Source organism: Streptomyces sp. YIM 130001, from assembly GCF_003574445.1.
Lineage (GTDB): Bacteria > Actinomycetota > Actinomycetes > Streptomycetales > Streptomycetaceae > Streptomyces.
Genome location: NZ_KZ984578.1, coordinates 40,737 through 52,974, shown reverse-complemented (window position 1 = coordinate 52,974; position 12,238 = coordinate 40,737). Strand labels below are relative to the sequence as shown.

General features: G+C 69.2%; 11 protein-coding genes. 2 read left to right on the top strand and 9 right to left on the bottom strand.

Annotated elements, in window-relative coordinates; all coding sequences use genetic code 11:
- Positions 1-169 precede the first annotated feature (169 nt).
- From DSC45_RS34275 to thyX, 3 genes are all read right to left on the bottom strand, one after another.
- Positions 170-1,855: a ribonuclease J gene (locus tag DSC45_RS34275; RefSeq protein ID WP_119295949.1), complete on the bottom strand. Its 1,686-nt coding sequence runs from the start codon at positions 1,853-1,855 to the stop codon at positions 170-172.
- 128 nt (positions 1,856-1,983) lie between these two features.
- Entirely contained in the window at positions 1,984-2,883 is a 900-nt protein-coding gene (gene dapA / locus DSC45_RS34270; protein ID WP_119295948.1) for a 4-hydroxy-tetrahydrodipicolinate synthase, read from the bottom strand.
- A 217-nt stretch (positions 2,884-3,100) separates the two neighbouring features.
- Positions 3,101-3,841: an FAD-dependent thymidylate synthase gene (gene thyX, locus DSC45_RS34265; protein ID WP_119295947.1), complete on the bottom strand. Its 741-nt coding sequence runs from the start codon at positions 3,839-3,841 to the stop codon at positions 3,101-3,103.
- Positions 3,842-4,041: 200 nt separating this feature from the next.
- On the opposite strand from thyX, the gene DSC45_RS34260 reads away from it, so the two are divergent.
- Both DSC45_RS34260 and DSC45_RS34255 read left to right on the top strand, forming a co-directional pair.
- Positions 4,042-4,281, top strand: a complete 240-nt coding sequence (locus tag DSC45_RS34260; protein WP_119295946.1) for a hypothetical protein — start codon at positions 4,042-4,044, stop codon at positions 4,279-4,281.
- 121 nt (positions 4,282-4,402) lie between these two features.
- Entirely contained in the window at positions 4,403-4,960 is a 558-nt protein-coding gene (locus DSC45_RS34255; protein ID WP_119295945.1) for a hypothetical protein, read from the top strand.
- 11 nt (positions 4,961-4,971) lie between these two features.
- On the opposite strand, the gene DSC45_RS34250 is transcribed toward DSC45_RS34255, so the two are convergent.
- From DSC45_RS34250 to eccD, 6 genes are all read right to left on the bottom strand, one after another.
- Complete coding sequence (locus DSC45_RS34250) at positions 4,972-5,421, bottom strand: hypothetical protein (RefSeq protein ID WP_119295944.1); 450 nt, start codon at positions 5,419-5,421, stop codon at positions 4,972-4,974.
- Positions 5,422-5,425: 4 nt separating this feature from the next.
- Positions 5,426-6,181, bottom strand: coding sequence for a 4-hydroxy-tetrahydrodipicolinate reductase (dapB, locus tag DSC45_RS34245; RefSeq protein WP_119295943.1), 756 nt, complete (start codon positions 6,179-6,181; stop codon positions 5,426-5,428).
- Positions 6,182-6,200: 19 nt separating this feature from the next.
- Positions 6,201-7,580 (bottom strand): M16 family metallopeptidase, encoded by a 1,380-nt coding sequence (locus DSC45_RS34240; protein WP_119295942.1) that lies wholly within the window; start codon positions 7,578-7,580, stop codon positions 6,201-6,203.
- Positions 7,577-9,805, bottom strand: a complete 2,229-nt coding sequence (locus DSC45_RS34235) for a polyribonucleotide nucleotidyltransferase (protein ID WP_119295941.1) — start codon at positions 9,803-9,805, stop codon at positions 7,577-7,579. The genes DSC45_RS34240 and DSC45_RS34235 overlap by 4 nt, the downstream gene beginning before the upstream one ends.
- A gap of 385 nt (positions 9,806-10,190) precedes the next feature.
- Positions 10,191-10,478 (bottom strand): 30S ribosomal protein S15, encoded by a 288-nt coding sequence (rpsO, locus tag DSC45_RS34230; RefSeq protein ID WP_119295940.1) that lies wholly within the window; start codon positions 10,476-10,478, stop codon positions 10,191-10,193.
- Positions 10,479-10,707: 229 nt separating this feature from the next.
- Positions 10,708-12,237, bottom strand: coding sequence for a type VII secretion integral membrane protein EccD (gene eccD / locus DSC45_RS34225; protein WP_119295939.1), 1,530 nt, complete (start codon positions 12,235-12,237; stop codon positions 10,708-10,710).
- Position 12,238: the final 1 nt, after the last annotated feature.

The following is a 12,238-nucleotide window of genomic DNA, read 5'->3' as shown; positions in this document are numbered from 1 at the left end:
GAGACCCGACTTTATCAGAGAAATTCGGCCGGGTTTTCCACCCTCCCCAGCGGGGGCTTGCGGGCGCACTTCGTGCACCCGTTCGCGTGAGGTGGAGCCGTAAACGTACTGGAGCGGGGCGCCCCGATGCAAATCGAGGCGCCCCGCTCCAGTTGAGCTCCGGCGACGGTCAGACCTCGACGACCACCGGCAGGATCATCGGCCGGCGACGGTAGTTGTCCGAGACCCACTTGCCGAGGGTCCTGCGGATCAACTGCTGCAGCTGATGGGGTTCGACCACCCCGTCCTGCGCCGACTTCTCCAGTACCTCATGGACCTTCGGCAGCACCGCGTTGAACGCGGAGTCCTCGATGCCGGAGCCACGAGCCTGGACGTGGGGGCCGCCGGTGATCTTGCCGGTGGTCGAATCGACGACGACGAAGACCGAGATGATGCCTTCGTCCCCGAGGATGCGGCGGTCCTTGAGAGAGGACTCGGTGACGTCGCCGACGGACAGGCCGTCGACGTAGACGTAACCGGCCTGGACCTTGCCGACGATCTTGGCCTTGCCCTCCACCATGTCGACGACGACGCCGTCCTCGGCGATCACGATGCGGTCGTGCGGCACTCCGGTGAGCGCGCCGAGTTCCGCGTTCGCCCGAAGGTGTCGCCATTCACCGTGTACCGGCATCAGGTTCTTGGGCTTGCAGATGTTGTAGAAGTACAGGAGCTCGCCGGCCGACGCGTGGCCGGAGACGTGCACCTTGGCGTTGCCCTTGTGGACGACGTGGGCTCCCCAGCGCGTCAGGCCGTTGATCACGCGGTACACCGCGTTCTCGTTGCCCGGGATCAGGGACGAAGCCAGGATCACCGTGTCGCCCTGGACGATGCGGATCTGGTGATCGCGGTTGGCCATCCGGGACAGGGCCGCCATCGGCTCGCCCTGCGACCCGGTGCAGACCAGGACCACCTCGTGGTCCGGCAGGTCGTCGAGTGTCTTGACGTCGACCACCAGACCGGGCGGGACCTTCAGATAGCCGAGGTCCCTGGCGATGCCCATGTTGCGCACCATCGAACGGCCGACGAAGGCGACCCGGCGGCCGTATTCGTGTGCCGCGTCGAGGATCTGCTGGATGCGGTGGACGTGGCTGGCGAAGCTGGCCACGATGATCCGCTTGCTGGCTCCTGCGAAGACCTGGCGCAGCACGTTCGAGATATCGCGCTCGGGGGGTACGAACCCTGGCACCTCGGCGTTCGTCGAGTCCGAGAGGAGCAGGTCGATGCCCTCCTCGCTGAGCCTCGCGAAGGCGTTCAGGTCGGTGAGGCGATGGTCCAGAGGAAGCTGGTCCATCTTGAAGTCGCCGGTGTGGACGACCATGCCTGCCGGGGTACGGACTGCGACCGCGAGCGCGTCCGGGATGGAGTGGTTGACCGCCACGAACTCGCAGTCGAAGGGGCCGATGCGCTCACGGTGCCCCTCGGACACCTCGAGCGTGTACGGGCGGATGCGGTGCTCCTGCAGCTTCGCCTCGATCAGGGCGAGGGTCAGCTTGGAGCCGATCAGAGGGATGTCCGGCTTCTCGCGGAGGAGATACGGGACGCCACCGATGTGGTCCTCGTGGCCATGGGTGAGGACGATGCCCTCGATGTCGTCGAGGCGGTCACGGATGCTGCTGAAGTCCGGAAGGATCAGGTCGATGCCGGGCTGTTCCTCTTCGGGGAACAGAACTCCGCAGTCGACGATCAGCAGGCGTCCGCCGTACTCGAAGACGGTCATGTTGCGGCCGATCTCGCCCAGGCCGCCGAGGGGGGTGACCCGGAGGCCGCCCTCGGGCAGCTTCGGCGGGGAGCCGAGCTCAGGATGCGGGTGACTCAAAAGACTCTCCTACCCACACGCGCCACGTACCCAGAGGCACGTGGCGCGCGTGACATTCGTGCAATAGCAGTTGTCGTCTGTGCTGTCTGTGTTGCGTGTGTCTGCGTATTCAGTTGTGAAGTCTGTGACTACAGGTGTACCCCACCGGCGGCGAGATCGATCTTGAGCTGGTGCGTTTCCTCCAGGGAGAGTTCCACCAGCGGCAGGCGCAGCGGGCCGCCGGGAAGACCCTGGAGGGTGAGCGCGGCCTTGGTCGTGATGACGCCCTGGGTGCGGAACATTCCGGTGAAGACGGGAAGCAGTTTCTGGTGGATCTCGGTCGCCTTGCGCACGTCGCCCGTGGTGAATGCGTCGAGCATGGCGCGGAGTTCGGGGGTGACCACATGGCCGACCACCGAGACGAAGCCGACCGCTCCGACGGAGAGCAGCGGCAGGTTGAGCATGTCGTCGCCGGAGTACCAGGCCAGTTCGCTGCGTGCGATCGCCCAGCTCGCGCGGCCGAGGTCGCCCTTGGCGTCCTTGTTGGCCACGATGCGCGGGTGCTCGGCCAGCCGGACGATCGTCTCCGTGTTGATCGGGACACCGCTGCGGCCGGGGATGTCGTAGAGCATCACCGGGAGCTCGGTGGAGTCGGCGATCGCGGTGAAGTGCTGCAGCAGGCCCTCCTGCGGCGGCTTGCTGTAGTACGGCGTGACGGTGAGGAGGCCGTGGGCGCCGGTCTTCTCCGCGGCGCGCGCCAGCTCGATGCTGTGGCGGGTGTCGTTGGTGCCGACGCCGGCAACCACGTGGGCCCGGTCGCCCACGGCCTCGACCACGACTCGTACGAGCTCGGTTTTCTCCGCATTGCTGGTGGTCGGGGACTCGCCCGTGGTGCCGTTGACGATCAGGCCGTCGTTGCCTGCGTCCACCAAGTGGGTGGCGAGCCGCTGCGCGCCGTCGAGGTCGAGTGCGCCGTCCGCCGTCAGGGGCGTGACCATGGCGGTGAGGACCCTCCCGAAGGGGGTCTGCGGAGTCGAGGTCGGAGCCATGGGGCACACGCTACTCGCTGCTCAGCACCAGGTCGCCCCTCGGGGGACATGAGCGGGGAGACATACGGAGCCCGGCACTGCCTGCTCGGGGGTTCAAGCAGTGCCGGGTCCGTTTGATCAGGCTAGATGAACTTCGCGAAATGCCGCAATACGGACACTTCTCCCGTGCGTCCGTACCTATGTGCGCCTGCCTGTGTGCCGCAGCGGTTCCAGGCGTCTACGGGGCGACCCTGCCATTCGTGTTGAACGCCGCGTAGGTAAGGGGCATGAGCGAGGCCCAGTGCTCTTCCATCTGTTCGCCGACCATCTCGATCTCCCGCTGCGGGAAGGACGGGACCTTGGCCAGTTCGTGCTGGGTGCGCAGGCCGAGGAAGTGCATCAGCGACCGGGCGTTGCACGTCGCGTACATCGAGGAGAAGAGGCCTACCGGCAGGACCGCGCGGGCGACCTCGCGGGCCACGCCGGCGGCGAGCATCTCCTGGTACGACTCGTACGCCTGGCGGTAGGTGTCCTCCATGACGCGGCCCGTGAGCTCCTGCTGCGCCTCGGTGCCCTCGACGAAGACGTACTTGCCGGGGCGGCCCTCCTGGACGAGCTTGCGGGACTCGCCAGGGACGTAGAAGACGGGCTGCAGCTCCCGGTAGCGGCCCGATTCCTCGTTGTACGACCAGCCGACGCGGTGACGCATGAACTCGCGGAAGACGAAGATCGGGGCGCTGATGAAGAACGTCATCGAGTTGTGCTCGAAGGGACTGCCGTGGCGGTCCCGCATCAGGTAGTTGATCAGGCCCTTCGAGCGCTCCGGGTCCTTGGTCAGCTCCTCGAGGGACTGCTCGCCCGCGGTGGACACCCGCGCCGCCCACAGGACGTCCGAGTCGCTCGCGGAGTGCTTGACCAGCTCCACAGTCACATCGCTGCGGAAGCTCGGCTTGAGATCTTCGGCGGGGGTCTCGCTCACCGGCGGGGTCCTTCCATCGTGCTCGCTCGGGCGGCGCCCACTCTACGGCTCGGCACTGACAGCGGACCGTTCGGCATTGCTCTGTGACGTTCTTCGACGAATTCCGTGGTTGAGGGCACCAATGCGCCCTTTCGAACGTCTTCACCAGTAGCAGGGATGTCGTACGGCACCCCTGAGACCCGTGAGGAGAAGCGCCCTTCATGTTCCGACGGCGAGAGCCCGTCCCGTTCGCCTTCATCGCGGAGGCCGACAAGTTCCGCAGTAACGTCACTCCACCGCCTCCCGATCGTGCCTCGGCCGGTGAGATCGCCGGCCGCGCACTGGTCGGACTGACCATCGTCGCCGGGCTCGTGGGCTCGCTCCTGTTCGGCCTGCCAGCGCTTTCGCAGGAGCAGGCGCCGGCCCACACGCAGCAGTCCGAGGCCACCGATCACCGCTGATCGAGCGGGCTCCTGACGGGCCCGCGCCCCCTTTGGCGCCCCGGGGTGGCCGGTCGCCGCAGGCCTGGGTAGCCTCACCGGGCACAGCCCAACACGTGTGCCCCGAGTGAGGAACTCCGTCGTGCCCCTGCCCTTCCTGACGGCCGACCGCGCTTTTGACGAGGCGACCGACGACATCGCGCTGCCGTACGACGACCGCGACCAGTGGCGTCGGCCCTACCGGCCGGGGCCCTGGCGAGTGGGTGCGTCGGCGGTCGTGCTGCTGCTCGCCTCGTTCATGCTCATCGCGGCGATGATCATCGCCTTCGCCGGAGGGCTTCAGGGTGCACTGATCTGCGCGCTCGCCGCCCTTGTGGTGATCGCGGCCGCGCTGCGCATGCTGCGTATCGGCACCTGGGTGAGCGCGCGCGGACTGCGGCAGACCGGGTTCTTCGTGACCCGTACGGTGCCGTGGAACGCGGTCGCGGCCGTGCGGACGGTGCAGCAGCCCGTGCGCTGGCTCGGGCTGCCGCGCACCGTCCAGGGCCAGGCGCTGGCCCTCGTACGACGCGGTGGGGAGCCCCTGCCGGGGCCGCTGATGACCAACCGGAATGCCGACTTCCTCGGCCGTGAAACGGCCTTCGAGCGTGCGGCGGACACCGTCGAGGCCTGGGCGTACGAATACAGCGGTCCCGCCTGACGCGGATCGGGTCAGGCGGCCGGAGCCCGGTCGTGCAGGGCGATCGCCCGCTGCATCGCCTTGCGCGCGCGAGGGGTGTCCCGGGCGTCGTGGTAGGCCACCGCGAGACGGAACCAGCTGCGCCAGTCCTCCGGAGCGTCCTCGGTCTCCGCCTTGCGCTCGGCGAACACGGCGTCGGCGGAGTCGCGGTCGATACGGCCACCGGGCGTGCGCTGCAGCTCGTCGACCGGCAGACCGCCCTCCTCCTCCAGCTCCGCGGCCAACTGGCCTGCGCGGCGGGCGAATTGGGTGGTCTTCCAGAGGAACCAGATACCGATCAGCGGCAGAATGAGCACCGCGACGCCGAAGGTGACCGTGAGGATGGTGCCTTCGCGGAGAAGCAGCACACCGCGGCTGCCGACCAGGACGAAGTAGACGACCAGGACGGCAGCCAGCAGGAAATACGTGATCTTGGCTCGCACGGCGTCAGTTACCGAGGTCCAGGAAGTTCTCCAGGCCGAAGGTGCGGCCGGGAGTGTGCGCCACGCGGCGCAGGCCGAGCAGGATGCCGGGCATGAAGCTGCTGTGGTGCAGGGAGTCGTGCCGGATGGTGAGGGTCTCGCCCTCGCCGCCGAGCAGCACCTCCTGATGGGCGAGCAGGCCGCGCATGCGCACCGCGTGCACCGGCACTCCGTCGACGTCCGCGCCGCGGGCCCCGTCGAGCGCGGTCTCCGTGGCGTCCGGCTGGGCGGGCAGTCCGGCGCCGGAGCGGGCCGCCGCGATCAGCTGGGCGGTGCGGGTGGCGGTGCCGGACGGGGCGTCCACCTTGTTCGGGTGGTGCAGCTCGACGATCTCGGCGGACTCGAAGTAGCGGGCCGCCTGCTGGGCGAAGTGCATCGTCAGTACGGCGCCGATGGAGAAGTTCGGGGCGATGAGGACGCCGGTGCTCGGCGAGGCCGCCAGCCAGGTGTCGAGCTGGGCGAGGCGCTCCTCGGTCCAGCCGGTCGTGCCCACTACGGCGTGGATCCCGTTCCGTACGCAGAAGTCGAGGTTGTCCATCACCGAGGCGGGGGTGGTCAGTTCGACCACTGCTTCGGCGCCGGATTCGACGAGGGCCTCCAGTGTGTCGCCCCGGCCGAGTGCGGCCACCAACTCCAGGTCGTCGGCAGCCTCGACTGCTCGTACCGCCTCGGACCCGATGCGGCCCTTGGCGCCGATGACGGCCACGCGCAGCTTGCTCATTGCTTGATCCTTTTGCGAGTTAGGAGACCGCTTCGTGCAGGCGCTCCGCCTGCTTGCCCTTGAGGGGGCCGATGACGGACAAGGAGGGGCGCCGGCCGAGTACGTCGCGTGCGACCTGGCGCACGTCGTCCGGGGTGACCGCGGATATCCGCTCCAGCATGGCGTCGACGGACATGTGCTCGCCCCAGCACAGCTCGCTCTTGCCGATCCGGTGCATGAGCGCGCCCGTGTCCTCGAGACCGAGGACGGTGGAGCCGGCGAGCTGGCCGATGGCACGGGCGATCTCGTCGTCCGGCAGGCCGTGTTCGGCGACCTGGTCGAGCTGGTCGCGGCAGATCTTCAGGACGTCGTGCACCTGGTTCGGGCGGCAGCCCGCGTAGACGCCGAAGAGACCGCAGTCGGCGAAGCCCGAGGTGTACGCGTACACGCTGTAGGCCAGACCTCGCTTCTCCCTGACCTCCTGGAACAGGCGTGACGACATGCCTCCGCCCAGTGCCGTGCTGAGCACGCCGAGAGCCCAGCGGCGCTCGTCGGTGCGCGCCAGGCCGGGCATGCCGAGGATGACGTGGGCCTGTTCCGTCCTGCGGTCGACGAGCTCGACGCGGCCGCTGGTGCGCAGGGCGCGCGAGCCGGCTCGTGGGGAGACCGGCGCGGCGCCCGGGGTGCCGAGTGCGCCGGCCTTCTCGAAGGCGGCGCGGACCTGGCGTACGACCTGCTGGTGGTCGACGTTGCCCGCGGCGGCGACGACCAGGTGGGTCGGGTCGTAGTGCCGCTTGTAGAAGCGGCGGATCCGGTTGGCGTCCAGGGAGTTGACCGTGTCGACCGTGCCGAGGACGGGGCGGCCGAGCGGGGTGTCTCCGAGCATCGTGTGCGCGAAGAGATCGTGGACGCAGTCGCCCGGGTCGTCCTCGGTCATGGCGATCTCTTCGAGGATCACCCCGCGCTCGGCGTCGACGTCGTCCTGCTCTATCAGCGAGCCGGTGAGCATGTCGCACACCACGTCGATGGCGAGCGGCAGGTCGGTGTCGAGCACGCGTGCGTAGTAGCAGGTGTACTCCTTCGCCGTGAAGGCGTTCATCTCGCCGCCGACCGCGTCGATCGCGGCGGAGATGTCGAGGGCGGAGCGCTTGCGGGTGCCCTTGAAGAGGAGGTGTTCCAGATAGTGGGTGGCGCCGTTGAGGGAGGGTGTCTCGTCCCGGGAGCCGACGTGGGCCCAGATGCCGAACGTCGCCGAGCGCACCGACGGCAGCGTCTCGGTCACGACGCGCAGACCACCCGGGAGGGTGGTGCGGCGCACCGTGCCGATGCCGTTCTCGCCCTTGAGCAGGGTTTGGGTACGGGCGACGGCCCGCGCCTCCGAAGAGGCGCGGGCCGTCGCCGCGGAACTACGAGACGTCACTTCTCGGCGTCGTCCTTCTTTTCGTCGTCCTCGTCGGCGTTCTCTTCACCCTCGATGACGGGGTGCAGGGAGAGCTTGCCGCGGGAGTCGATCTCGGCGATCTCGACCTGGACCTTCTGGCCCACACCGAGGACGTCCTCGACGTTCTCCACGCGCTTGCCGCCGGCGAGCTTGCGGATCTGCGAGATGTGCAGCAGACCGTCCTTGCCGGGCATCAGGGAGACGAAGGCACCGAAGGTCGTGGTCTTGACGACCGTGCCCAGGTAACGCTCGCCGACCTCGGGCATGGTCGGGTTGGCGATGCCGTTGATCGTGTTGCGGGCGGCCTCGGCCTGCGAGCCCTGCTGGGCACCGATGTAGATGGTGCCGTCGTCCTCGATCGTGATGTCGGCGCCGGTGTCCTCCTGGATCTGGTTGATCATCTTGCCCTTGGGGCCGATGACCTCACCGATCTTGTCCACCGGGATCTTGACGGTGATGATCCGCGGCGCGTTCGGGGACATCTCGTCCGGAACGTCGATCGCCTCGGTCATCACGTCGAGGATGTGCAGACGGGCGTCGCGGGCCTGCTTGAGGGCCGCGGCCAGGACGGAGGCCGGGATGCCGTCCAGCTTGGTGTCGAGCTGGAGGGCGGTCACGAACTCCTTGGTGCCGGCGACCTTGAAGTCCATGTCACCGAAGGCGTCCTCCGCACCGAGGATGTCGGTGAGGGTGACGTAGTGCGTCTCGCCGTCGATCTCCTGGGAGATCAGACCCATGGCGATACCGGCGACGGCGGCCTTGAGCGGCACACCGGCGTTCAGCAGGGACATGGTGGAGGCGCAGACCGAGCCCATCGACGTCGAGCCGTTGGAGCTGAGGGCCTCGGACACCTGACGGATCGCGTACGGGAACTCCTCGCGCGTCGGCAGGACCGGCACCAGGGCGCGCTCGGCGAGCGCGCCGTGGCCGATCTCGCGGCGCTTCGGGGAGCCGACGCGGCCGGTCTCACCGGTGGAGTACGGCGGGAAGTTGTAGTTGTGCATGTAGCGCTTGCGGGTCACCGGGGAGAGGGTGTCCAGCTGCTGCTCCATGCGGAGCATGTTGAGGGTGGTGACGCCCAGGATCTGGGTCTCGCCACGCTCGAACAGCGCCGAGCCGTGCACGCGCGGGATGGCCTCGACCTCGGCGGCGAGCGTACGGATGTCCGTGACGCCGCGGCCGTCGATGCGCTTCTTCTCCTTGATCACGCGCTCACGGACCAGGGTCTTGGTCAGCGAGCGGTACGCGGCGGAGATCTCCTTCTCGCGGCCCTCGAACTTCGGGAGCAGCTTCTCGCCGGCCAGCGCCTTGACGCGGTCCAGCTCGGCCTCGCGCTCCTGCTTGCCGGAGATGGTGAGGGCCTGGGCGAGCTCGGTGCGGACGGCCCCGGTGAGGGCCTCCAGGACGTCGTCCTCGTAGTCGAGGAAGATCGGGAACTCGCCGGTCGGCTTCGCAGCCTTGGCGGCCAGCTCGGCCTGAGCCTTGCAGAGCACCTTGATGAACGGCTTCGAGGCCTCGAGGCCGGCGGCGACGATCTCCTCGGTCGGGGCGGCGGCGCCGCCCTTGACGAGCTCGATGGTCTTCTCGGTGGCCTCGGCCTCGACCATCATGATCGCGACGTCGCCGTCCTCGAGGACGCGACCGGCGACGACCATGTCGAAGACGGCGTCCTCGAGCTCGGTGTGCGTCGGGAACGCGACCCACTGGCCCTTGATGAGCGCCACGCGTGTGCCGCCGATCGGGCCCGAGAAGGGCAGGCCGGCCAGCTGCGTGGAGCAGGAGGCGGCGTTGATCGCGACCACGTCGTAGAGGTGGTCGGGGTTGAGCGCCATGATCGTCTCGACGACCTGGATCTCGTTGCGCAGGCCCTTCTTGAAGGACGGGCGCAGCGGGCGGTCGATCAGACGGCAGGTGAGGATGGCGTCCTCGGAGGGGCGGCCCTCGCGGCGGAAGAAGGATCCGGGGATCTTGCCGGCCGCGTACTGGCGCTCCTCGACGTCCACCGTGAGGGGGAAGAAGTCGAGCTGGTCCTTGGGCTTCTTGGACGCGGTCGTGGCCGAGAGGACCATCGTGTCGTCGTCCAGGTAGGCCACGGCGGAGCCGGCGGCCTGACGGGCGAGGCGGCCCGTCTCGAAGCGGATGGTGCGGGTGCCGAAGGTGCCGTTGTCAATGACGGCCTCGGCGTAGTGGGTCTCGTTCTCCACTAGCGTTTTCTCCTACTTGTCGTCTTTCGTTCCCTCGCCCGTGTGGCGGGGGGACGGGTCGGAGAAGCGCGCCTTGGTTGCGGGCCGGTCTTCGATCGAAGCACCCGGGTGATGTGTCCCGGGGGCCACTACCGAGGACCGGCGACGGCTCGGCCGCTTCTCCTCGTGCGGTACTGCTCTGTGGTGCCGGTACCACTGTGCTACCGGCCGTTCGGTACTGCTCGTCCTGCGTTACCGCGTGCACTGCGTACGGGAGGTACGCGGTGCTTCACCGGTGCGTCCGGTACGACGCCGTGCGACCAGACTACAAAGCCGGGGTGACACTGCGCACGTACGGCAAAGGGAGCGGCCCCCGCGTGTGTGGGAACCGCTCCCTTCGGATGTCTTACTTCGCGCCCGCCGCACCGCGGCGGATGCCGAGGCGCTCGACCAGCGTACGGAAGCGCTGGATGTCCTTCTTGGCCAGGTACTGCAGCAGACGGCGACGCTGGCCGACCAGGATCAGCAGACCACGGCGGGAGTGGTGGTCGTGCTTGTGGGTCTTGAGGTGCTCGGTCAGGTCCGAGATGCGACGCGAAAGCAGTGCGACCTGGACCTCGGGGGAGCCGGTGTCACCCTCCTTGGTGGCGAACTCGCCCATGATCTGCTTCTTCGTGGCGGTGTCGAGCGACACTGGTACTCCTCGTTGTCTCAGGTGCCTCCGAGTGCCCCTGGTCTAAATCTCAGGGGAGCTTCCGTGACTCGGGAGGCGGTGATCCGCGGGGCGCCGCCTCGGATCTCGATGACCGGGGCGCGTACACACGCGGGCTGAACACAGGCTACCAGTCGGCCGCCATGCCCCCGGCCCCGCGCTGTCCGGTCGCGGGCCGCCTCTGCCTCGGGCGCGGGCTCTGAGGGGCCGGTCATGACGTCATGGCCCGTACGCCGTGGTAGACGCCGAGAACCGCCAGGCACAGGGGTACGAGGGTCAACAGGAGAGCCGCTTCCACGATTTCGAGCAGGCGTCCCCAGAACGGGGTCGTGCCGCGGCGGGACACCACCAGGCCCGTGGTCGCGAACAGGGCGGCGACGGCGGCGAGCGCCGCGGTGAGCCAGATCACGCGCGCGTGGAGACCGTCGGCGGGTGCGCTCAGGGTCACACCGGTGATCAGGAGGGTCAGGGTGGCGAGGCCTGCTGTGAGGCAGACGGCGACCTGGGCGGTGTACTGGAACAGCCTGGCCCTGGTGAGCAGTGCGAGGCCCGCAGCGAGGGTGAGGAGCTGCGCCCAGACGTCCCCGGTGTAGGCGAGGACGGCGGCCGCGGCGGTGACTGCCAGGCCGCAGGAGGCGACGAGTCCGACCAGGAGTTCGTGACCGCGTCCGGACCGGGCCGCCACGCGCGCGTAGTCCACGGGTTCGGGTGGTGACGGCGTCTCGTCGGGGTCGTACGGGCCGGGTGCGGCGCGGGGTGGTTCGAAGGCGCTGGGGAGCCGGGCCCAGCGGGCGGAGAGGCCGGGCAGGAAGGCGAGGAGACCGACGGCCGCGGGTAGGCACAGGGCCGCGGCGTCGACGGACCGTGCGGCGGCGAGGATCACCGGGAAGGTGACGGCGACACCGAGGGAGGCGGCGCCCAGGACGGCGACGAACACGCTGTCGCCGCGCGGGGTGGCGATCACCAGGACCAGGGCGCCGAGGACGACGGCGACGCAGGCGGTGAGGAACTGCAGTTTTCCCGCGCCGTGCCCCGGCGACGGCGGAACCAGGCCTGATCCGGCGACGGCGGCGTGGGCGAGCGCTGCCGTGCCGAAGACGGCGGCCGCGTCCCGGTCGCCGTAGATCCGCGCGCGGGTGCCCGCCAGGGCGACGAGCAGGATGGCGATCGACGCGGCGAGGACCGCGGGCAGGCCGTGTGTGACGTGGCCGGGCGGGCTCTGCCACAGGGCGAACGCGAGGAGGGCGAGCAGGACCGCTGTCCCGGTCAGTCCCGCGGTACGGGTGTGGGCGTCGCTCCAGCGGGTGTGGTCGCGTGCAACGGCTGCGGCGACGGCCTCGGACACGTCGTCGTGGACGGGCGGTGGCAGCGAGTCCGCGAAAGGGCGGAGCAGGAGCACTTCGCCGTCCGTCACGCGCTGGGCCGCGAGGGACTCCGTGGTGTCGAGGACCGTGCCGTCGCGGAGGACCAAGTGGTGGCCGGCCAGGGCGTCTTCGGCCGAGTGCGGGCCGGTGAGGCGGAGGATGTCGGGGCGGATATCCGTCAGCGGCAGGTCGTCGGGCAGGGCGAGGTCGACGCGGCGGTCCGGGGTGACGACGGTGATGCGGCAGAAGCCGGTGCGGGTGTCGGTCCGGGGTGACGACGGTGTCGTGCGCGGGGCCGGGCGCTGGGGCGGGACCTGGGGGGACGTGGCGGTGGGGCGGCCAGGGTCGGGCGGTGCGGGGTGTGGGTCGGTGGTCACT

What these genes read in the sequence shown, in the direction of transcription:
- dapA (WP_119295948.1), bottom strand. Translation starts at nt 2,883, where the DNA reads ATGGCTCCGACCTCGACTCCGCAGACCCCCTTCGGGAGGGTCCTCACC.
- DSC45_RS34260 (WP_119295946.1), top strand. Translation starts at nt 4,042, where the DNA reads ATGTTCCGACGGCGAGAGCCCGTCCCGTTCGCCTTCATCGCGGAGGCC.
- dapB (WP_119295943.1), bottom strand. Translation starts at nt 6,181, where the DNA reads ATGAGCAAGCTGCGCGTGGCCGTCATCGGCGCCAAGGGCCGCATCGGG.